General features: G+C 30.0%; 23 protein-coding genes and 1 other annotated feature (1 of these 24 only partly in view). Of the genes, 17 read left to right on the top strand and 6 right to left on the bottom strand.

Annotation, left to right across the window (positions count from 1 at the left end; genetic code table 11):
- Positions 1-221: a binding site (T-box leader), on the top strand; it begins 180 nt to the left of the window's first position.
- 172 nt (positions 222-393) lie between these two features.
- A complete protein-coding gene (lysS, locus tag PZA12_RS18240) occupies positions 394-1,920 on the top strand; it encodes a lysine--tRNA ligase (protein WP_103697999.1) in 1,527 nt (508 codons plus the stop codon).
- Positions 1,921-3,307: 1,387 nt separating this feature from the next.
- On the opposite strand, the gene PZA12_RS18235 is transcribed toward lysS, so the two are convergent.
- On the bottom strand, positions 3,308-3,868 hold the full coding sequence (locus PZA12_RS18235) for a nitroreductase family protein (protein WP_041898438.1): 561 nt from the start codon (positions 3,866-3,868) through the stop codon (positions 3,308-3,310).
- A gap of 294 nt (positions 3,869-4,162) precedes the next feature.
- On the opposite strand from PZA12_RS18235, the gene PZA12_RS18230 reads away from it, so the two are divergent.
- The 4 genes from PZA12_RS18230 to PZA12_RS18215 all read left to right on the top strand — a co-directional run bounded on the left by PZA12_RS18230 (position 4,163) and on the right by PZA12_RS18215 (position 7,735).
- Positions 4,163-5,056, top strand: coding sequence for a LysR family transcriptional regulator (locus tag PZA12_RS18230; RefSeq protein ID WP_103698000.1), 894 nt, complete (start codon positions 4,163-4,165; stop codon positions 5,054-5,056).
- Between the two features lie 420 nt (positions 5,057-5,476).
- Positions 5,477-5,854, top strand: coding sequence for a hypothetical protein (locus PZA12_RS18225; protein ID WP_103698001.1), 378 nt, complete (start codon positions 5,477-5,479; stop codon positions 5,852-5,854).
- Between the two features lie 234 nt (positions 5,855-6,088).
- The gene (locus tag PZA12_RS18220; protein WP_103698002.1) at positions 6,089-6,403 is read left to right on the top strand and encodes a hypothetical protein; all 315 of its coding nucleotides are present in this window, start codon (positions 6,089-6,091) and stop codon (positions 6,401-6,403) included.
- Between the two features lie 558 nt (positions 6,404-6,961).
- Positions 6,962-7,735: an EFR1 family ferrodoxin gene (locus PZA12_RS18215; RefSeq protein WP_103698003.1), complete on the top strand. Its 774-nt coding sequence runs from the start codon at positions 6,962-6,964 to the stop codon at positions 7,733-7,735.
- A gap of 192 nt (positions 7,736-7,927) precedes the next feature.
- Here the strand turns inward: PZA12_RS18215 and PZA12_RS18210 are convergent, their stop codons facing one another.
- Positions 7,928-8,089, bottom strand: coding sequence for a hypothetical protein (locus PZA12_RS18210; RefSeq protein WP_197714530.1), 162 nt, complete (start codon positions 8,087-8,089; stop codon positions 7,928-7,930).
- Positions 8,090-8,441: 352 nt separating this feature from the next.
- Here PZA12_RS18210 and PZA12_RS18205 point away from each other — a divergent pair, with 352 nt between their 5' ends.
- The 5 genes from PZA12_RS18205 to PZA12_RS18185 all read left to right on the top strand — a co-directional run bounded on the left by PZA12_RS18205 (position 8,442) and on the right by PZA12_RS18185 (position 11,035).
- A complete protein-coding gene (locus tag PZA12_RS18205; RefSeq protein ID WP_103698004.1) occupies positions 8,442-8,747 on the top strand; it encodes a hypothetical protein in 306 nt (101 codons plus the stop codon).
- 79 nt (positions 8,748-8,826) lie between these two features.
- The gene (locus PZA12_RS18200; protein WP_161222707.1) at positions 8,827-8,973 is read left to right on the top strand and encodes a hypothetical protein; all 147 of its coding nucleotides are present in this window, start codon (positions 8,827-8,829) and stop codon (positions 8,971-8,973) included.
- Between the two features lie 50 nt (positions 8,974-9,023).
- The gene (locus tag PZA12_RS18195; RefSeq protein WP_103698005.1) at positions 9,024-9,302 is read left to right on the top strand and encodes a hypothetical protein; all 279 of its coding nucleotides are present in this window, start codon (positions 9,024-9,026) and stop codon (positions 9,300-9,302) included.
- 107 nt (positions 9,303-9,409) lie between these two features.
- Complete coding sequence (locus PZA12_RS18190; protein ID WP_103698006.1) at positions 9,410-10,498, top strand: cell wall-binding protein; 1,089 nt, start codon at positions 9,410-9,412, stop codon at positions 10,496-10,498.
- Positions 10,499-10,648: 150 nt separating this feature from the next.
- Positions 10,649-11,035 (top strand): hypothetical protein, encoded by a 387-nt coding sequence (locus tag PZA12_RS18185; RefSeq protein WP_077308182.1) that lies wholly within the window; start codon positions 10,649-10,651, stop codon positions 11,033-11,035.
- A gap of 395 nt (positions 11,036-11,430) precedes the next feature.
- On the opposite strand, the gene PZA12_RS18180 is transcribed toward PZA12_RS18185, so the two are convergent.
- The 3 genes from PZA12_RS18180 to PZA12_RS18170 form a co-directional block, all read right to left on the bottom strand.
- Positions 11,431-11,991 carry a flavodoxin family protein gene (locus tag PZA12_RS18180; RefSeq protein ID WP_103698007.1) on the bottom strand — a complete coding sequence of 187 codons (561 nt, stop codon included), beginning with the start codon at positions 11,989-11,991 and terminating at the stop codon, positions 11,431-11,433.
- A 325-nt stretch (positions 11,992-12,316) separates the two neighbouring features.
- Positions 12,317-13,273, bottom strand: coding sequence for an AraC family transcriptional regulator (locus PZA12_RS18175; RefSeq protein WP_103698008.1), 957 nt, complete (start codon positions 13,271-13,273; stop codon positions 12,317-12,319).
- Between the two features lie 246 nt (positions 13,274-13,519).
- Positions 13,520-14,299 (bottom strand): EFR1 family ferrodoxin, encoded by a 780-nt coding sequence (locus PZA12_RS18170; protein ID WP_103698009.1) that lies wholly within the window; start codon positions 14,297-14,299, stop codon positions 13,520-13,522.
- 133 nt (positions 14,300-14,432) lie between these two features.
- Between PZA12_RS18170 and PZA12_RS18165 the strand changes: the two genes are divergently transcribed.
- Positions 14,433-14,786, top strand: a complete 354-nt coding sequence (locus tag PZA12_RS18165; RefSeq protein WP_023974115.1) for a winged helix-turn-helix transcriptional regulator — start codon at positions 14,433-14,435, stop codon at positions 14,784-14,786.
- 259 nt (positions 14,787-15,045) lie between these two features.
- Here the strand turns inward: PZA12_RS18165 and PZA12_RS18160 are convergent, their stop codons facing one another.
- Entirely contained in the window at positions 15,046-15,381 is a 336-nt protein-coding gene (locus PZA12_RS18160) for an HXXEE domain-containing protein (protein ID WP_242984815.1), read from the bottom strand.
- 152 nt (positions 15,382-15,533) lie between these two features.
- Here PZA12_RS18160 and PZA12_RS18155 point away from each other — a divergent pair, with 152 nt between their 5' ends.
- The 6 genes from PZA12_RS18155 (at position 15,534) to PZA12_RS18130 (ending at position 22,680) form a co-directional block, all read left to right on the top strand.
- Positions 15,534-16,103: a TetR/AcrR family transcriptional regulator gene (locus tag PZA12_RS18155; RefSeq protein WP_103698010.1), complete on the top strand. Its 570-nt coding sequence runs from the start codon at positions 15,534-15,536 to the stop codon at positions 16,101-16,103.
- Between the two features lie 266 nt (positions 16,104-16,369).
- The gene (locus PZA12_RS18150; RefSeq protein WP_103698011.1) at positions 16,370-17,326 is read left to right on the top strand and encodes an FAD:protein FMN transferase; all 957 of its coding nucleotides are present in this window, start codon (positions 16,370-16,372) and stop codon (positions 17,324-17,326) included.
- A gap of 409 nt (positions 17,327-17,735) precedes the next feature.
- The gene (locus PZA12_RS18145) at positions 17,736-18,938 is read left to right on the top strand and encodes an FMN-binding protein (RefSeq protein WP_103698012.1); all 1,203 of its coding nucleotides are present in this window, start codon (positions 17,736-17,738) and stop codon (positions 18,936-18,938) included.
- A gap of 21 nt (positions 18,939-18,959) precedes the next feature.
- Positions 18,960-20,069: an FMN-binding protein gene (locus PZA12_RS18140; protein WP_103698013.1), complete on the top strand. Its 1,110-nt coding sequence runs from the start codon at positions 18,960-18,962 to the stop codon at positions 20,067-20,069.
- 716 nt (positions 20,070-20,785) lie between these two features.
- Positions 20,786-21,943 carry a glycosyltransferase gene (locus PZA12_RS18135; protein ID WP_103698014.1) on the top strand — a complete coding sequence of 386 codons (1,158 nt, stop codon included), beginning with the start codon at positions 20,786-20,788 and terminating at the stop codon, positions 21,941-21,943.
- Between the two features lie 194 nt (positions 21,944-22,137).
- A complete protein-coding gene (locus PZA12_RS18130) occupies positions 22,138-22,680 on the top strand; it encodes a DUF4342 domain-containing protein (protein ID WP_103698015.1) in 543 nt (180 codons plus the stop codon).
- The last annotated feature ends 137 nt before the right edge of the window (positions 22,681-22,817 follow it).

Genomic DNA, 22,817 nt, shown 5'->3' with positions numbered 1-22,817 from the left:
GCTCTTGGACAGGATACCCATTGAGGGTATAAGTTAAACTAGAATTTAGATGGGGATAAAAACCCAGCATGAATCAAGTTTCACTTAATAGAGGTAGGATGTGACGGAATACCCCGTTATAGGTATAGAGTATCTCATTTTTGATGTACTTGAAGAGGTGTATACGGCAACGCATACATAAACTGAGGTGGTACCACGAATTTATAACTTTCGTCCTCAAGATTAGAAATCTTGGAGGTGAAGGTTTTTTTTATTTGTATTAAGGCAATATCAGAAGAATAACAAGTAAATCCGCTTTCTTACCTGATATAAAATATCTAAGGCAAAATTGAAAGTGTTATTTTCTTTTATATGCCTGAATTAATCAATAAATAAGTAAAGGTGGTAACAAAAATGTATGAGCAATATGAAAATCTAAATGAATTAGAAAATATAATGACAAATGCAAATGAATTTATAGTGGAGAGAATAAAAAAGTTAAATAAACTTAGTGAGTTAGGAATAAATCCATATCCTTATAATTACGATTTTAACAAAAAAACTTATACAAAAGAGATATGTGATAATTTTGATACTATTGATGAAAGTAAAGTGTTTTCTTTAGCAGGAAGAATAATGTTTCTTAGAAGAATGGGAAATGCAACTTTTGCTAATATAGTAGATGAAAGAGGAAATATACAGATATTTTTTAGTAAAAAGTTAATTGGAAGTGAAAATTACAATGTCTTAAAATTAATCGATGTCGGCGATATTGTTGGGGTAGAGGGAACTGTATTTAAGACTCAGACGGGAGAAATAACTATTAGAGCAAACAAATTTGAATTGTTATCTAAATCGATAAGAACCCTTCCTGAAAAATATCATGGGATTCAAGATTCAGATTTAAGACAAAGACATAGATCTTTAGATATGATAATGAATTCAGACGTTAAAGAAAGATTTATTAAACGTTCTAAAGCAATTACTGTAATTAGAGAGTATTTAAATAATATGAATTTTATTGAATGTGATACTCCTGTACTTGACACTAAATATGGTGGAGGAGAAGCAAAACCATTTAAAACTTTTGTTAATGATTTAGACTCAGAAGTATATATGAATGTTTCTCCAGAATTATATTTAAAAAGACTTATTGTTGGAGGAATAGAAAGAGTTTATACATTTGCAAGATCTTTTAGAAATGAAGGAATTGATAGAACACATTATCCAGAATTTACTCTAATGGAATGTTACATGTCTTATGCGGATTATGAAGATATGATGAGAATTATGGAAGGAATATATGAATATGTGTTTATGTCTGTTAATGGCTCTACTAAAATAAAATATGGTGAAGAAGAAATTGATTTTAAAGCTCCATGGAAGAGAGAAACTATGTGCAATCTTGTAAAACAAGATACAGGAATTGATGTGGAGAATTTCACTAAAGAAGAAATTATAAGTAAAATTAAAGAGAATTCTCTTTTGCTTGAAGAACAAAATGAAGGTTTAAATATAAATGAGGCTTCTAAAGGAGAATTAATAACAAATCTTTTTGAAGCATATAGCGAGAAGAAATTAATACAACCTACTTTTGTTATAGACTTTCCAAAAGAATCATCACCACTTTGTAAAGTTCATAGAGAAAATCCAGATTTAATTGAAAGATTTGAACCATATGCCTATGGAGTAGAGCTTGGAAATGCTTATTCAGAATTAAATGATCCATTAAGGCAGCGTATATTATTACATGACCAAGCTGAAAAATTAAGAGGAGGACTAGAAACAGCAAGTCCAATGGACGAAGAATTTGCTATAGCTATTGACACAGCAATGCCACCAACTGGAGGCCTCGGTATCGGTATTGATAGAATGATAATGTTTCTAACTGGATCAAATACAATAAAGGATGTTATTGCATTTCCTTTAGTTAAAAGATAAAAATAGAAACCCTAGATAAACAACATTAGATTTAAGCTTATGTAATAATCCCCCAAAAGTAGAAACATTGTTATTTCGCAGGACTATGAAAATTTCGCTGAAAGTACTAAATTGCAGATTGCATCACTAGTGCTTGTTCCCAATTTCATTGTGACAAGCATTAGTAGAACAACCGCTAGCGGAAACTCGACTCACGTTCGTTCGCTGAGTAAGCGATTCTCACCAAATCAAAGATTCGGGTTCTCTGCTTAAGAACTTTTAACAGCTTATTTTCAAATGCCTGCTGCATAAAAATGTTTCTGCTTTCTAGTTGGGATATATTTTAGAGTATAGATTCAGATTGTAATTGTTTTATTATATAGGGGCTCTGAACTGAGAGTTGAGCTTATGTGCATATTGGGCGAAATTGAATACATATTTGTTCCATATGACTATGAAAATTTCACAAATATGTATCAAATTTATCTGATTGAGACATTTCAAATTTTCAATGAGAAACCCTATAGAGAAGCAAGAATAAAAATAAACGTATATTATGATAATACACCAATATAATTAGAAGGAATACTTAGAGCAATAAGAGCTTTTGGTATTCCTTTTTTATTTTTATGAATGTACTAAGCTAATAAGCAATAGGGCGCAAGAATTTTCATAAGGCTTTGTAAAATTTAGAGAGATATTTAAAACAAGCTCAAAACATTTAGTCAATATTCTTATATGGTAAAGAATATATATTCTCCACCATATTTATTCTTCAGAATACTAGAATATATATTCTGATATTCTAATATTCTGAAGAATATGCTGGAATAATGCGGGTTTGAAGGTTGTTTGGTTAAAAAGTTCGATTTTTATGTGGTTTAAGATAGGAAAATACGTCTTAAATATTAGTAGAGAAAAATTTTAATATAGTAATAAAATTATGGAATGCATTTGTTAAATGATTAGGGGTGAAATAAAAATTGAATTAAAAAGAGAAAAGACTTTTGTAAAAAGCAGATGGCTCTGTAATTTTTATTATAAAGTTGGATTGATAGCAATGGTTATTTTTTCAATAAACGTAGGTGGTATCCTATCTTTGCATCACATTTCATTGGTATAGGCTTAAGATAGTGGAAACAGTTTGTGAATTTAATTAGCATTGATATTATGAAAAAAGTAAATTATTGTGTCAACGTATTAAGATATTCGTAGTTATTTGGAGATATTGTACGTAACTAGTGGGCTCATCTATTTTTATTTTCAAAAATGACTTTGCATGAATTGGGAGTATAAAAAAGAAACCGCCATTTCTGGCGGAAGAGTATCTATTGATTCTGGTTTCTACATTTAGCTGGGAGTTTACCTTACCATAGCAGGATACTATCAAGGAAACCAGATTAGAGTTTTATTTTACTATATTAAAAGTTCCTTCTTTTCTAGGTGCTGCTTTAGTTTCTTCTTTACTGTTATAGCCCAAAACAGCAGTACCAAACACTGCATAATCTTCAGGAACACCTAGTTCTGTAAGTACGCTTTTAACTTTAGGATCTTCTCCAGTAATAGCTAATATATGAATCCAGCAAGATCCAATATTAAGTGAATGAGCAGCTAAAAGCATGTTTTGAAGTGCAGCAGCACAATCAGATTCCTTTGTAGGTAAAGTTTTATCATAAGATGTAATGACTATTGTAGGTGCATTATAAAATGGATTAAAATTAGGATTTTCACCCATTTTTCTATATTGTTCTATAGACGACTTTAACATAGCTTCTTTTATTGCAGAAATTAGCTTTTCAATCTTTTCTTTATTTTGAACTGCTGTGAAATGCCAGCCTTGTTTGCCCATAGCTGTTGGAGCAAATTGGGCAGCCTCTAAAACAGTATTTAAGTCCGCATCAGAAATTTGATCTTCTTTATAAGTTCTTATACTTCTTCTTGTTAAGATATTTTGAATTATTTCATTCATAGTTTTTCTCCTTTCAATTTAAAAGACATTTTAATTTAATCTTTATATTTACTAAATGGTAATAAATATATAAGATTTTTGCTTAATAAAAAAACATCATCACCTTTGACTAATACATAAATTAAATTTATAATTAATCTATAAAAAGTTAAATGTAATTTATAAAGTAATATAATGATATCAATATGTATATCATATGTCTAATTAATATTTTTCATTGAATCAATAACTAAAAGTTATAGATTACTATTAATGCTTTATAACTTAAAATATTATAAATTAAGGAGTGCATTTATGAACTGGCAGCAATTAGAATATTTTAAAACTGTAGCGGAAACACAGAATTTTACATCAGCAGCTAATTTGCTTTCCGTAACACAGCCAGCCTTGAGTAAAGCTATTTCAAAATTAGAAGAAGAGCTAAATGTACCATTATTTGAAAAAAATGGTCGTAATATAAGATTAACCCGTTTTGGAGATATGTTTTTAATACGTGCAAATGCTGCAATAAGAGAGATAAATGAAGGAGTAAAGGAATTACAGGATATAATTAATCCTATGGCAGGTACAGTTTCCGTATCTTCCCTTTACACTATTGGAACACATTTTATTCCTTCGATTATAAGTGATTTTTTGAAGGAAAGTCCAAATACGAAATTCGAGTTTGGGATTGAATCAACTTCCAATATCTTAAACGGCCTTAAGGCTGGGAAGTTTGATTTAGGCTTTTATGATGAATTCGGAGATATTAAAGAATATGAGGAAATCGAGTCAATTCCTATAAAAAATGAGGAACTTGTTATAATAGTACCTAAAAATCATCACCTTGCTGATAAAAGAGAAGTATTACTAAAAGATTTAAAAGAAGAATCTTTTGTGTTTTTTTCAGAAGGAATAAAAGGAAAAATGTGTTCTATTTTTAAAAGTGCTGGTTTTATTCCCAAAGTATCTATGAAACCTAGTGAGAGCAGTATGGTTGTAACAGGTTTTGTTAGTGCAGGTCTTGGTATTTCTATAGTTCCCGATACCCCTAATTTAATAACTGATGGATTATCAGTACTAAGAATAAAAGAACCTTACTGTTATAGAACAGTGCATATGGGATGGCTGAAGAATGGATATATGATTCCTTCTGCAAAAATATTTAAAGATTTTGTTATTGAAGTCTCCTCAAAAATCGATATTTAATAAGATTTGCATTAAAGTATAGTTTTTGAGTAATTGTTTATGCAGATTAATGAAAAAATCCACCTTATTGGTATGCACAAGATAATGACAAAAGAATAATTAATGATTTAGTTGAACATAGTGGTTTGCAATTTTATGCTGAAATGCAACAAGAAGAATGGGATAAATGGTTCGAAATATTTAAGAAGGAAGCTTCAGTATTATTAGGTTTTGAAGTAGGGGAACCAAAAGATGGATTTGAGTTTCATATCTATAGATATGAAATTACATTTATCAAATATCTATTGTTACTATAATTTACTAAGTATTGTTATCTTATTAGTAAAATAACAAGGGAAACAGATAAATTAAGTAGAAATATATTAACATGGTTGAGCTAACTAATCTGATTTTTAATAAGAAAGGAATTAAAATAAAAAAATGATAGGACTTTTTTTATACCTAATATTCATGATAATCCCAGTAGTTGCTGTTGTTATTATTAAAAAGAAGAATAGAGGATACTGGTCAGATAAGGCCATTGATCAAATAGGTGGAATGTTTAACCTGGCTTTAATAAGTGTATATATTGTATTATCAATAGTAAGCCTCTTTTTATGTGTATTATCGGCAATGTCCGAGCTGCCAAACTCTCACACATTTAATGCACGAGATTATATCTTACTTATAATGCCAGTACTTTCTGTAGTAAGTATTTCTCTTTCTTCAATATTAAGAATTAAGGGTAAAAGCATAATATCATTTTTGATTCAATTTTTAGCTCTTGTAATTTTTATATTAAATCTAGTAATTACTTAAACTATATATGTATAGAAGTTATATATCAAGTTGATAAGTTGTATAGAAGTGGTCGTATATATTATCTTAAATAAACTTGAGGTGTTTTTAATTCAGAATACTAAACGTTAAAGCTTAATGAATGTGAGGTTATTTTATTTATTACAAAGAAAACTTTACATTATTTATATAACAGGGATTATTTTAGTATTGAGTAGGCAAGTTGCAGCATAAAAAAATGAAGGAGAATTTCTTATGGAAATACACAATCATAATTTGAATATTCATTACTCATCACCAGATTATATATGGGATAAATTAGCTGAATTATATTCTGAAATGCCAGGATGGAGTGGTTTTATTGATGGAATTCATTATTGGTATGCACAAGATAATGACAAAAGAATGATTAATGCTTCAGTTGAACCTAGTGGTTTGCAATTCTATGTTGAAATGCAGCAAGAAGAATGGAATACGTGGTTTGAACTATTTAAGAAAAAGGCTTCAGCAACATTAGGTTTTGAAGTAGGAGAACCAGAAGATGGATTTGAGTTTCATATCTATAGTTAATCAGTTTTGAAAAAGAGTGCAACAAAGGAAGTATTGGAGATATCAATGATAGTGATTAGATAGTAAGTGAAGATGCTTTTATGATGTTGAGTCCAATAGAAAAGTATAAAATACGGGATAAATAATATTAAAGATATTATAGTACAAGATAAATGAATCAAAACCCAAATATGATGAGCTAAAATTTTTAGTCCTTGACTTTCTGAGAAGAATTGTTGAGGACTTTATTTGCAGTCTAATACTTTGACTATACTTTATAAAAGCATGGTCAAACTGAAAAAAGAAAAATATTCTTAGTATAAAATTTATAATAAGTTACATATTTAGTATATTGTAATTTGTAGTCGAGTGTGTTATATTAGCATCATAAGTTACAAGAATGTATTAATGTAACTTGTAATACTTGCTCAGAGTTTTAACAGAGTTTGCGCGAGCAATTACGATTAGTCATAACTATATTGGACATATTTTTGGTGGTTGTACATGATTTTTGATAATAACTATACAAAATAATTATATGGATGATATTTATTATAACAAATAAGGAGGTAATTGAAATTGAAAAGTGTTATTTATTATTTTACAGGAACAGGAAACAACTTACAGGTAGCTAAAAAAATAGCTGAGGCATTGCCGGATTGCAAGTTGGTATCCATGGGTAAAGGGAAACATGACAGCAATGAAGTGTACGATTATATCGGTTTTGTATATCCTACATATGCCTTGAATTTGCCACGAAGAGTAACACAATTTATAAGCGAAATGTCGCTTGAAAAAAGTAAAAACGCATATTTTTTTGCTGTGACTGGATGTGGTAATATAAGTGGTGTTGCGTTAACTGTCCCTGCTAAAATTTTAGCAAAAAAAGGTGTGACACTTAATTTCGCAGAGAAAATTATTATGGTTGAAAATTATGTCGCGATGTATAAAATGAACGAGAGAAATTCAGAGAAATATCAAATTGCTACTGATAATATACCTGCATTAGTACAAAAGATAGTAGCTAAAACACAGCAGCCAGTGGGTAAGGTGAACGAGCCCCTTAATATATCGACTGCTATTGGTCAAAAATTAATATATGCCAGAAAAGACAAAGGTTTTAATGTTTCTGATAGTTGTACAGGCTGTAGAACATGTGAGGCAGTTTGTCCTGTTTCCAACATAGTAATGAAAAACAAAAAGCCGAGTTTTAAGCACAATTGCGAACAATGTATGGCGTGCGTTCAATGGTGTCCAAAGCAGGCTATTAACTATAAGAATAAGACACAAAGCAGGGGACGTTATACTAATCCTAGTATTAGTTTGAAAGAATTAATAGATGGCAATAAATAGAAAAGTAAGAATTAAAACTGAGATATATTTTGAAAAATTAAGATTAAAATATGATTTGATATTTGATTATAAAAATCTAATAAGAAATATATTGATATTGATTTTTGATATATAATAATTAGCTGTAACTCAATGAGTTACAGCTAATTTTAAAATACACTAATATTTTATTCCAAACCCGTACAGTTGGGCTTAGACAGTAAAATCAGTGGAAAAAGCAAGCTCTTTTTGTGCTTCAAGTTCTTTAAGACGATCAGATAGCGCTTTATGAATTGAATCATAGGCATCACTACCGAGAGTAATTCTTTTTGGAGACTCTTGCTGGTCTACACTGTCAATCATAGCTTTGACCATTTTGGCTGGATCTCCAATAGAAACAATTGATTCATCTTCAAGGATACGCCTTTTTAATATAAATAATAAGAAACTTTATTTAGGAGCATTTGTAGGAAAAGCAGATGAGGAACTTTTGGATTTATTTATAAGGCTTTGAAAATGGAAAGCTACCACTTAGAGATATAAGAGATTTGAGAAAAGGCTTTGGAACTGACATATTAGAAAATGGTATATGAATGCAAGATAATTAGTAAAAATAGTGTTTTTTGAAAATTGAACAATAGGATACTTGTAATATATGTTATAATTAGGAATATATTTGTTGGAATTGGGTTGTGAGAATATTTTTTGAACTACTGGGGGGATTTGTATGCAAATTAATTCTACAGCAATTAATTTTATGTCAATACTTATTAAGTTTATTTGTATCGCAGTGGTAGTAGCGATAGTAATAGCAATGGTTTCACCTATGGCATTTGATTCACCAGGTTCGACGGAAAGCATATATACATGGATATTTTTCCTATCCACTTTTTCACTTCCAGCAGTCATATTAATATCAGTAATGATATCATTTTTTCTTTTATTCAAATCAAAATTATATAATAAAGCAATTATAGTTAGCTTAGCACCAATAATTTATTTTGCTGCTATGTTTCTTCTTTTTAACACATAAAATTTTTTGGTTAAATTCTTTTTATATTATGAATTTGTACAAATTGACGCAATATAAGAAATTGTTACGGAGAAAATATATGAAAAAGAAAAATATTCAAAGAGTAAGCGCTTTAATTATATTAGCTCTTATTATATTTTTATTTAGACCTGCATATACACCAAGCATAAATGGAAGTAAAAGTATTAGTAAATTAGTTAGTATTAGAGTTGGAGGTCAAAATTAGACATTTTATATTATATTAGATTACATATTGACGTAATTGAGGTGAAAGTTATGTTTAAATGCCCGCATTGTAAATTTAAAACCATTACTTTTTGGAAAAAAGTTGGTGGTGATTCTCGTTTCACAAAACGTATCACATGTCCATATTGTTTTCGTAAAAGTAAACTGCCATGGTGGAGCTTTTTTGTACAAATGGCATTCTTTGTTTCTGCCATGCCTATTTTTGAAGATAGTAACTTTCGTTTAATAAGTGCTTTTGGGATTGTGATTTACTCAATGATTGTTATTGTTGTAATACCTGCATTGTTTCCATTAAAAAAATTAAAATGATTAATTAAGTTTCAGTACCTTAATCATGCTAATAACAAAAAGTTACTTAAAAAGTGTTGCAATTGTAAATTTTAAATTGTCAATCATAAGGGGAATGGGGTAAAAAAATGAGTCGAAAAAGTATAGAAAAATTAATTGTTAAGGGATTGATATTAGTTGGAGTTTTAGCAATGTTTCCAATAGGTGCAGATGCTGAATGGAAAAAAGATAATAACGGATGGTGGTATACAGAAGGAAGCTCATGGTCAAGTGGATGGAAGTTTATTAATAATAACTGGTACTATTTTGATAGCAACGGATATATGAAAACAGGATGGGTAAAAGATAAAAACAATTGGTATTATTTATATGATAATGGAGAAATGGCTAAAAATACTAGTGTTGGTGGTTATGAATTAAATGCTGATGGAGCATGGATTCAAATAAAAGAAAACAGTTCATCAAGCAATATTGTAAATTCAACAGATGTTGACAATAACAACACTACTGAAAATATTGACCAGGCTGTAAGCAAAGCCATAAAAAGTAGAGGGACAAATTATCTAAGGGGAGAAGCGGCTACAGAAGGGCACATAGTTTTAGATGTTGAAGAAAAAGATAATATCGCGAAAGTTTACACTATTTCAAGTTTTGGTTATTTTGGCTTTGAAAATGGAATTTTCACAGAAACCAGTGGAAGTGGAGCTATTCCTACGGTAATGACATTTTCTGAAAATTCAAATGGTGGTTATTCGTTAATCGAATATAAAGAACCTGAAGATGGAGAAGAATGTGAAAATTCTATAAAACAGATGTTTCCAGAGAAGTTATGGGACAAGGTTTTAAAAGGTCAGGAAAGCTATTCGCAGCTTGCAGAATCAAAAGAGAAAGAGGCTAAAGAATACCTAAAACAAATTGGTAGAACTGCTGATGTGAGCTCAAAATATGTTGAAAAGAAACGTCCTAATATTAATGTTACAGCAGAAAATAAACTATTTGTATATTTGGGGAAGAATGATTCATTTCTAAATCACTGTCCTTATTGGATAGGAACAAAAGAGCGTGTTGAAAATGGTGTAAGGCTAATTTATGAAACATCTCAAAGTAAAAGCACTGATGGATATGATGTAATAACTTTTAAAGAGACGAAATCGGATGGAACAGTTGTTGAAGAACGCAGCTATAAAATAGTAGGAGATGAACCAGAGCTTCAGTAGAAATTGTAGAATTCTCTAGCAAATAATAAGCTTGTAAAACTATATAATAATTTTTAAAGCAAAAATTAAAAGTGGATTTTACAGAAATATTCTATAACTTATTCGTTATAGTAAATTAATGGTCTTTATATAGAGTATTGGGGTGATTATATGAGTAAAACATTACTCTTTACCAAAGTTATTTATTTAATATTTTTTATATGTACAATAATTACATGTATTATTGTTTATGGCAACATAGATAATAGTATGGCTTTAAAATTTGTGATTGGTTATGCTGTGTTTGCTCTATTTATGTTATTGTATGTGCCTATAATTACTTTATTTAATGCAAGAAAATTGAAATGGGATTATCTTAGAAAAGTATTAAGTAAATTTGCTATTAAGTTTGCAACATTTTTTGCGCTTAATTGCGTTTTTGATTACATTTTTAAAAGTCCTAATGTAGACATACTTAATGCTGCTTCTCATGCCTTGAGTTTATCCTTTGGTTTGGCTTTTTTAGATGTTACATTTTTAGATAGAAGAAAAAAATAAGGATATGCACTTTTCTGTTTTGATTGCTACATATACCTATGATTGCATTAAAGATAATTGTCCTGAGAAACTGCTAAAATATAATCCCTAATGTATTTATTGCATATATATTGCAAAAATAATTCTTCATCATAATTCTAAAAATATTGAAAGAATTTTAGCCGTAATTGTGAAATGTGCATTGTGAATCGCAACATATATATATAAATTTAATGAGCTATTATCGGACTCACTAATCTTTTGAAAACTGTTTATGGAAAAGTTGTTTGCTTCTCCGCGATGCTTCGGGAGAAACAAACATTTCCTGCAAGAATAAGGTGCTGGGCTGTTTTAAACTTGTCTAGAAGTTTTGACATGCTTGGATGGTATGATGATTTTCTTCTGTTTTACAACAATCAGTTTAGTTTTTGCCCTATTTCCTCAGCTTGTTTTAACATTTCTTGTTGACTAAGGATATCATCCTTACTTTGCAAATTTCCTGCGATGATATTACCTGCATTCACCATTTGACTATAGCCGCCAAAAATTTGATTAAGATATTCTGTAACATTTTTAAATGCTTCAGCAGATGCACCGCTACATGTAACAGTTATATACTTTTTCCCAGGTAAAAGTCTTGTGGTATGATTGGATTCTATAAAGAACGTAAATAGTCTATCGAGGAAATTTTTTGTATAACCGCTTACTTGTAACATATAGACCGGTGTTCCAACTATAATGCAATCAGCATCAGCTATCTTAGGTAAAAGTTCAGTCATCTTGTCGTTAATAGAACAATATTCCACTTTATTTGCTTGACATAAACCACAAGCCCTGCAGCCTTTATTATCAAGTTCTGATAAATTATAAGTTTCAACATCATGTCCATTTTTCTTAATGCCGGAACAAATGGCATCAACTATTTTTGAAGTATTTCCGTCCTTTCTTGCACTGCCTACAAAAGCTATAACTTTCATTTTTATTACCTCCTAATATCAATTCAAAATTAAAAGAGTATTCGAACCAGCATGACATTCCAAGATGATAGGCTAGTACCGGTTCAAAGACTAAATTAATTATAAATGTTACATAACAAGAATATTTGCCTTTTTCTCCAGATCTTTATTTTTTCTCAGCCACATTAGAAAACTGAGGGTGTTAAACCAGCAGAATATTCTTCATTAAATAGAAAGAAAGCCCGCAAGCTCATAGGCAGCAGGCATGATAAAGCAGTGATTGGAGTCTCTTTTTTGTGGATCAAAAATCATATCAATTACTATAAACTCAAAGCTATATTTTAGATTAATATGTTTTTTGGGGTTGTCTATATAATTTGTCTATATCTTTTCTAGGGGGAGCTCCATAAAAAGCGCTGTAATCTCGGCTAAATTGAGAATTACTAACATAACCTACCATTCTGCTGGCAGTGGTCGCATCCATGTGTTGGGACAGCATTAAATTCCTCGCTTCATGTAGACGCAGAGCTTTTTGATATTGCATAGGGGACATCGAAGTGACCGCTTTAAAATGATTATAGAAAGAGGATTCACTCATATGTGTCAGTTTGGCTAAGTCTGAAACTTTAACTGACTGAGAAAAATTTTTACGGAGCCAAGCTATTGCATCTGACACTTGATGTACTCCTGAGTCTGCAAATCCCATGGCCGCAACATGAACTCCAGCGGAACTGCGAAGTAGGCGAATTAGAATTTCGTCCATAATCAGTGGTGCAATGAATTCTACATCTCCTGGTTTTTGCAAGCACTCCAAAAGCCTTATCATTGCATCAATAATGCTTATATCTGCATTCATAACATGTCCAGCACACCACTGTTTTATTTCAGGCAGACCATCAGAATATACTTTCGGAACAATCTCAGCAATACGCTCGGGATTAAGATCCAGCCTTATAATAAGGAGAGGCTCAGATTTAGTTGCCTTCATAGTTTGCAGAGAAATTGGCAGGGTGATTGGATTCATTAACATTTGTGATTTATCAAGCTTGTATGTCTCGTGACCTATTGAGATAGACCTTGCTCCTTGAGCAACAATACTTAAAGAAGGTAAATAGAAAGTCTTTGGACAATCTATCTCTGTTCCTGAATAACGAATGATAGATAGACCAGAGATGGGCAGAGTTAAAACACCATCCTGTGGAGCACAGGTATATAGTAGGTGTGCTAATCGAGTCATTTTTGTTTGGAGTAATCTTTCAATGTTATCCGATTCTGGAATGACATACTCACTATATATATTCATGATTTGAAAACGCTCCTTATTATATAAATTTTATTATTATATTAATAATTTAGATTATAAAAATTTAGTTATCTATTTTAATATAATAGCAGTTTATCATTGAAATTTATATAGAATGTTTGGGACATCTTCGAAATGAAAAGTATCGAATTAATTAGTAAGATTCATTTATACTGAAAGTATACGTATCAAGCTAAAACGTATACTTTCAGTTTACATTTAGTAAAATATTGATTTGTGCTTAATTTAACGATTGGGAATGAGTTCGCTTACATTTATTTGAGGATTGTGATAGCGACCTCTCTTAACAGTAGCTTTTTTATATTGTATAGATTTTTGCGGGCACCATTGCATACAAGCAAGACATGATTCACATTGATGCTCCCATTTTGGTTTTCTATCGTGCATAACTATATTATTTGCGGGGCAGATCTGAGAACATAAACCGCATCCTATACATTTTTCATCAGTCCAGAAATTCTTTCCCATACCTTTTGGCCTAAAGGTAGCAGTGTATAGTAAGTTGTAAACAGAACTCATAATAGCATTAGACGTATATTTAATATGTTGCTTGCTTTTTATAGCAAGAGCTATTGTACTTATCTGTCTTTCTTCATCGTTGAAAAGTTTATTTTGCTCTTCTTCAGAAACGGTAGGAAACATCAGCTGATCACTGCCAGGCATAAATACACAAAAAGATGAAGCTAAATTAATGTCTTTTTTGTTTAGTATTTTTTTTATTTGATTAAGAGCAGCACCTACCATTCCTCCACAAGTTGCTATAGCAAAAACATAGGTATGTTTATCAATCGGCAATGTTTCTATAAAATTTTTTACAATCACAGGTAGTCCAAAATTATATACTGGAAATACAAAACCTATTTTATCTGATTGAGTGTCTTTTGATGTTGGAATGCTTTTTTTAGAGATTTGTATTATCTTAGTATCAGTTAATTGTTCACTTAAATCCTTTGTTACTTTTAAACTATTTCCTGTAGCGGAAAAATAATAAATTGTTGTACTCATAGTTGTATCACTCCTTGATTTTCTTTAGTACGTTTATTATACTTAGATCATATATATAGCACAAGTACGCAGAATATATAGACTAAGTATATTTAAGCGTACTGACTTTTAAAACCAAAGGAGAATAAAATAAATGATAGACATAACATTTAAGGAGTATCAAGAACAAATAAAAGATGTAAGAATTGATAAAAGTTGTGGGACATATAAAACATTAGAGATTTTCCAAGGAAAATGGAATATTCGAGTGCTCTTTGAGTTAATGAAATGTGATTCTATTCGTTTTGGTGATTTAAAAAAACAAATAGGAGAAATAACTAATACAATGCTCACATCTACACTTCGAGATCTAGAAAACAAGGGCTTAGTTGATAGAACCCAATTTAACGAAATTCCACCACATGTTGAATACTCACTATCTCAGGCAGGAAAAGATTTATACCTTATTTTTGTTGAAATGATGCGATGGAATAATAAGCATCAGTAAGCACATATTTATAACAACGTTTAATTAAAGATTGTCAAATTGGGTACATATTATTGTAAACGGGAATGCATACCGTTAAAGTATGATCATTCCACCAATTTAGGCAACTTATCGATGTTTTTATGCAATATCTTCATATTTACGAAAGCAAATATAATTCCTATTGTTACCCAGATAGAAATTTCAATAACAGAGTATCTCAAGATATTCTGAGCAAGTTTTAAAATATAGCAACATGGAATAACTGTTAGCCATGCTGTTATTTCACCAGGGACATAATGATGGTAGGAAATGGTAATAATATAATATGAAATAAGATCAGATGAACGATATTTGCTACAAGTAAACCGTACCACAAACCATAAGATCCACTAATATTACCAATGATAGTAGCTATAATCCACAAAATCAATTCCTCATATACACCAATTGCACATCCAGCTGTACTTTTTGTACCTCCAAAGGGTGTTATAGGAAGTCGGACATATTGTTTTAAATTCTTTTTGCACCAATGCTTTGCCATAATAATCTCTTCCATATTGTGTACAATAAATAATAACGGAAAAAGCCATACAAACCATTTTAATTCATTCATTTTTCATTCCCCCTTTGTTATTTATTTTACTCATTTACTTTAATGCTTCAAACATCAATATCTAAGTGTTTATGCACTTAAACTACAAAAATTATACAAAGTGTTGTTTATCTATATAAACTTCTTTAAATAATGGTATGGAGGAGCTACATATGAATGAAAATGATTTGCGTGTTATAAAGACAAAAAGAAACATAGAAGAATCTTTTATTTATTTACTTGGGCAAAAAGACTTTTACAAAATAACAGTACAAGATATATTGGACAAGGCTTTGATTAATCGCTCTACATTTTACAAGCATTATGCAGATAAATACAAACTAGCTGAAACTCTTTGCAATGAAGTATTTGACTTGCTAAAAACTGGTGTAAAAGATCGATTTGACTGTGCTAATGTAGAAGATGCAATTATGGTTATAAAACCTTTATATCACATATTATCTGTTAAACGAGAAGAAATTTTAGCTCTTTTTACCATTCATACAGATACGATTCATCTGTATGATGATATGTCTAATTTTTTAAAGAGAAGCTTTTATGACCAGTATGAAACAAAAAATAAAAAGTCACCTGAAATTTTAGATTATATATCAGACTTATATGCAGCACTTGTTATGACTGCAATTAAGTGGTGCCTGAAAAACGACGGGTATGAAGAATTGACTAGTCATACTCAGCTTGTTTTAAAATTAGCAGAAGTGTTTGATTATCCATGTAAATGAGTAGCGTTATCTAAAAAAGCAGACAATTTATAAAAATAAATAAGTTAAATAGAAGTGGTAGCAACTAAATATGAGTAGTGGCTACTTTTTTTTCGTCACAAGCACTTCTAACTACCTAGTCATATCATGTCCATATTAAAATTTCTAATAAACCGTTGTGATAAATAGCAAAACAGTATATAATAAGGAGCAATTGATAAAATTTATCAATTGATATGAAATATCAATTGATACAAAGTATTATAGAGTTACAAAAGGATATTTTTATGGATAGATTTTATGAAATGGAAAGCTTTTGCATGGGCACAATAATAAGTCAGAAGGTTTACGGAGAAAATGCAAAAATAGCAGCAATTGAAGTTGAATATGAAATGAAAAGATTAGAAGGGCTTATGAGTTTCTTTTTAGAATCTAGCGAAGTGAGTAAATTAAATAGAGCGGCTGGCCAATATGAAGTTGAGCTTAGTGATGAAGTTTTATTTGTATTAAATAAAGCGAAACATTATTCAGAGATTTGTAAAGGGAGCTTTGATATTACTATAGCTCCACTTGCTAGACTATGGGGAATCTTTACTAGTAGTGAAAAAATTCCTTTACAAGAAGAAATTAATGAAGCTTTAAAACTTACTGGGCATAATTACCTAAGTATAAATAATGAGTTGAAGACATCAAAACTTGAAAAATCAGGGCAATGCGTGGATTTGGGGGCTATTGCAAAAGGTTATGCTGCTGACAGAGCAATTGAAATATATAAACAATATGGAGTAGAATCGGCTTTTGTAAATCTTGGAGGCAACGTAGCAGTTCTTGGTAACAAGCCAAATGGAGATCCTTTTAGAGTTGGTATTCAAAACCCATTGCTTCAAAGAGGGCAATGTTTAGGAGCAGTGAATGCAGCAAATAAAACAGTTGTTACGTCTGGAGACTACGTACGATATTTTGAAAAAGATAATAAAAAATATCACCATATTTTAGATCCTAGAACAGGTTATTCTGCTGAGTCTTTTTTAATGAGTACAACTATAGTATCAAAGCAGTCTATAGCTGCAGATGCATTGTCCACAGCTATATTTATATTAGGACTTGAGGATGGAATTAAGTTAATTGATAACCAAGAAGACATGGAGGCTATATTTATAACTAAAGATAAAGAAATATATGTTACAAAAGGTTTAAAGGAAGATTTTATTTTCTTTAAAATTGAGGGATTTACATTAGTGTAATCATAGAAGTTTCAGACATATTATTATTTTTCATGTGTTTAAAAAGAAATTTGGGATTTAAATAAGTTCGAATAAAAACTTTGGAGTGCAGTTAATTTTAAAATTTAACTGCTGATAATTTTTTATAAAATATTTAATGCAACTTATATAATTGTATTTTTGTATTGGAGAGTCAGCTAAGAGACTCAAAAAGTTTTCAAGAAAAAAGATATTGAAAATCATTATCAACTATGGTATTGTTTTGTAGTAAAGTTTTTATATCTTAATCTTATAAATAATTTACATAAAAATTTTATATTAAGACGAAAAGATAAAAAGGTTTTAATGGCGTTATTTTAATACATTACTTTTAAGTAAATCAATGAAATTGATAGCTTAAACACATATTTTATTATTTAGGAGGTCATTTATGCTTAGTAAGAAAAGCAAATTATTAATATCACTATTGGTTGTTGGGAGCAGCGTGTTTACAGGTTGTGCAAATTTCAATTCGGCCGAAAAATCATCAACTGCAAAACCAACTTTTGCAGCTTGGGAGAAAAAAGAAAATGTTTGGCCAGAGTGGGCAGAGCCAAGTACAGTAGATATAGATGAGGATGTGAAATATGCAACTTTCCAATTAAGATCTTCCATTGATCTTGAAAGTGCTCACGATAATATTAAGCAGCTACGTTATTTAATTGAAAATACAAAACCATCAGAAGAGACTCCTTCATATTACTATTGGATGTATAACCTTGGGGATAGTCTTTTGAAAGTAGGTGAATATAAGTTAGCATACAACTATTTAACAAAAGTAATAGACTTACCAGCTGATACAGTTGTTAGTGAAACTAGAAAAGACGGTAAGATAGTAAAAAATACAAAGAAAGACTTAAATTTAGATAGTAATGCAAAAATTATGATTTTAAAGATATTAGCAGTTGAAGGATATGATGAAGAATTTAAGGCTAAGAATAAAGATATTGAATATGATAGCCCAACCGATGCCTCAACAATAGCATTTGCACTTGGAACTTTAGGTAATAAAGAAGAAGCATATAAGACCTTTGAATTTGCATCAAATCCAGATAACTTTAAGGAAAAGAACAAATTAAAGACTGCAACTTCAAATGTAGGTTCGGCAGCTTATGCTTTTTCAAATGGAGATTATGATAAAGTCTTACAATTAACAGATAGAATAAGTAAAGAAGGTGTTGATAGCAAAAATCCAGCATATTTTGAAGGTTTTGAAGATAATAACGAGTATGCAATGAGACAATGGAAAGCATCTTTTACTCAAATTCAAGCTTATAGAGAATTGGCAGAGAAAGCTAAAAGTGGACAAGTAGCTGATTTAAAAGAACTTAAGGACGGAGAATATGAAGGCAGTTCAATTAGTTTTATGCAAAGTCCTGTAAATGTTAAAGTAACAGTTAAGGATGGCAAAGTATCAAATGTAAAAGCTAATCAAGCAACTCCTCAAGATGATAGATCTAATGGAGCTTTTGATATTATTGCAGATAGAATTGTGGAAAAACAATCTACAGATGTTGATACTATTTCTGGTGCTACTTTATCAAGTGAAGCTGTTAGAATTGGTACTTTAGAAGCATTATTAAAAGCTAAATAATTAGAAAGTTGGAGAAATAACTTGAAAGTAAATGTAAAAAAAATCGGAATAAGAAAGATAATTCAATTAATAGCAGCGCTCCCATTAACTATAATGTTTATAAATAATTTTAGCTATAGTGCCACTATACTAGTTATAATAGCGGCAGTTTGTGGCTCCTTTTATTGCGGATATTTGTGTCCTTTTGGTTTACTACAAGAGTTATCTTCTGCAGTAGGAAAGAAGCTCAAAATAAAAAAGAAAACAATACCAGATAAACTTGATAAGATATTGAGATTGCTTAGATATGTACTATTTGTTTTAGTAACTTTTTTCTCTATAGGTTTTATAAGTTCTTTATTAAAATTTGATGCGAGATCTAATTTGTTCTTAATTCTAACGGGTAAACCAGCTAAAATTATTATGTTTGTAAGCATTTTAGGATTTGCCGATTTGTCTTTATTTTATAATAAAATTTTCTGTAAATATTTTTGTATTCAAGGAGCAAAATATGGAGTAGCTAGTTACTTGAGGTTGTTTACAATAAAAAGAGATGCAAACTCCTGCATTAATTGTAAGCGCTGCGATAAAGCATGTGATATGAATATTAAAATATCTACCTGCAATAAAACAGTTAACTCGCTTAATTGTATAAACTGCTTCGAATGTATTAAAAATTGTCCTAAGAAAAATACCCTTACATATGGGATGGTTGAAGGTAAAGCACGTAATATAAAAATTGCCTGCTCTCTGGGTGTATTATTGATGTTTTTTTGTATAAACCAATACAGGCAGCAGACTAATATAAAATCAGAAGAGGCAGTAGTAAAAGAAGAAACAACCGCGCCAAAAAAAGAAGAAGCTGATAGTTCTGTATATTATGTTGGTAACAGTGCTGGGTATAAGGGTAATATAAAAGTTAAGGTAGGAGTTAGTGATGGCAAGATTACTAAAGTATCTGTACTAGAGCAGCAGGATGACTGGGATTATTACAGTAAAGCCAAAAAGGGTGTAATAAATGAAATTTTAGAAAAACAGTCTACAGATGTTGATGTTGTTTCAGGTGCTACATATTCATCTAAAGGTATAATTGGTGCAGTAAAAGATGCTCTTGAAAATAAAGTAGTAGCGGAACAATTTCTTATAAGTTAATAAAAAGATCATATTCTTATGTTTAGAAGATCAATAATTAGATAGAATGTGGTAATGAATAGGATATCTAAATTAACGCTGGCAATAAGTAGTAGCAGCTTTTGCCAGCGTTATAATTTTATTTTACTATTACAGTTACTTTCTTTCTAGGTAAAGTTTTGGGGGATTTTCTTCCACTAAAGCATAGATCAGCTTTACGATTATTATTTTATTTCTAAGCAAAAACGATTCACAAGCACCACTGTATTCTAATATTCTTTACCATAAATATGGTGAAGAATATATATTCTAAGCCATATTTATTCTGAAGAATACTAGAATATATATTCTTCAGAATATGCTTGAATAATGCGGGGTTGAAGGCTGCAACCTTAAGAAAACATAGATTTTTACGTTATTTAAAATAGGAGAACATGTTCTAATATCAGCAGAGAAAAGTTTTGAGAGTATAAATAAATTTATGGAGCGTGTTTTTAAATGATTGAGGATGAAATAAAAATTGAATTGAAAAAGAGAGAAGACTTTTGTAAAAAGCAAATTGCTTTAGATAGCTAGAAGATCTGATTATGATGATAGCATCGTTTGGCAGAATATAATCAAATAAATATTGAAAATATGGATGGAAAATAATAGAGGTAATAAATTATTCATATAAGAAGTTTATTAAGTATAAAATATTAGAATACTATATCATATATAAGAAGGAATGACTATTTATGAAAATTTTAATAGCACCTATGGCAGCAATGGCGGAGACAAGTGGCCCTTTTTCAAGAGCAGCAGCTTTATGTAATAAATTAATAGAAAGAAAACATGAAGTTGCATTTTGCGCAGCAGAAGATATAAATTATAAAAAAATAGAAAATGTAAAAAATTATTATGCGCCAATTCCATCACCATTTGGAATGCCTATGTCTTTGGGAAAAAGAATGTTTAAAATTGGACAATTACTTGGAATTCAAAACAAGAAAAAGGTTAATAGTTATGAACAGGTGCTTCATTTTGTTGGAGCAATTACATACAAGCATTTTTCAGAAGATGTGTCTTGTATAAGAAAGGCAATACTAGATTTTAAGCCGGATGTGGTATATGCCGAATTTAGAATTGCGGCTATTGTTGCTTCAAAACTTGAAAATATTAAAGTTGTTACAGGATTCAGTTATCCTGCTTCGAAGTATTTTGCCTCTAATCCTGAATATAGCACAGGAGTTAAAAGATTTATTCAAGAAAATAAACTACCTCCAATCGAATCAGCACTTGATATATTTAATTGGGCCGATCTAAAAATAGTTCCAAGCTCCTATGAGTTAGAACCCATTAATGATGAAAATTTAGTTTTTACAGGTCCATTTTTTGTACCTAATTTTAGATCAGAAGATCATAATAAAAATAAAATTATAGCATACATGGGCAACGGGACAATTTTACCAAAGAAAGTTATATACACTTTAACGCAAGCATTTGAGCAAACTAATTTTCAAATATATATTGCAACAGAACAAGTGAAACCATACAAGAAAAATAATATTAATGTAGATAAAAGATTTGATTTTAGTAAACTTATGCCAGAAGCCATAGCTTATATGAACCATGGTGGTCAAAATAGTATTATGACGGGTTTAATATATGGCGTACCTCAAATTGTATGCCCTGGAAATGTATTTGAGAGAAAGTATAATGCGGCTTCAATATCTAATTTGAAGGCAGGTGTCTCATTAGAAACAAATATTTTTAATGCAGAAACGATTAAGAAAATAGTCAATGAATTTAGTACAAATAATATATATGCAGATAATTCTAAGAAAGCAGGAGAAAAATTATTAAATCTAGGAGGGACAAGTAAAGCAGTACAGGCTATAGAAAATATAATATAATTAACAATATTTTTAAGTATTAGTATAGCAAAATGAAAGATATAATTATTTGGCTGATTACGTCTGTTATCATATTATTATAAAAAATTATGCAATTTTAATCTGATTTTAATCTTTCTTATATTTTAGATTAATTTTCTCTAAGTACTATATAAACATGATAAGTCAATACAAAGTTTTGGAGGATGATTAATATGGAAAGAAATGAAATGATTAAAATTTTAATGGGAAAGACTAAAGTAAGTTATGAAGAAGCAGAAGAAGTGTTGCAAGAATGTGACTTTGATCTTTTAGATGCTATAATTTATTTAGAAAGACAAGGAAAAGTTGAAAATAATGGAGCCAATACAATTATAGAAGTGGCTATAGATAATAATGAAGAAAATAAAAAAGAAAATGAGAAAAATCATAAAAAGAAAAGTGGGGGCATTGGAGAAATTATTGGTAGAATGTTTAAGTTTATAGGAAAGGTTATAAGCAAAGGTAATGAAAACTATTTTGAAATGAAAAAGGAAAATAAAAAGCCAATAAAGATATCACTTACGATAGCAGCGTTACTGTTAATAATCGGTTTTTGGCCTGTTTCAGTATTATTATTAGTTGGTTTATTTTTTGGATATAAATATTCAATAGCAGGTCCTGATATTAATACTGATAAGGTTAATGATATTTTGGATAAAGCTTCAGAATCAGCAGATAATATAAAAAGTGATTTTAAAGAAAGCTATAAAGGATAGGAGTAGTCTAATAGTACAGTACTAGGGGTTTTGAAATTATTCGAGGCCTCTAATTTTGTGTATATAAAAGAATTAGATTAAATGGTATAATTTATCAGATAGCTAGCATCCTTAACAGTCTATTTTATTCTAGTGGG

Source organism: Clostridium beijerinckii (assembly GCF_036699995.1).
GTDB lineage: Bacteria > Bacillota > Clostridia > Clostridiales > Clostridiaceae > Clostridium > Clostridium helianthi.
This window is presented reverse-complemented; position numbering and strand designations above follow the sequence as displayed.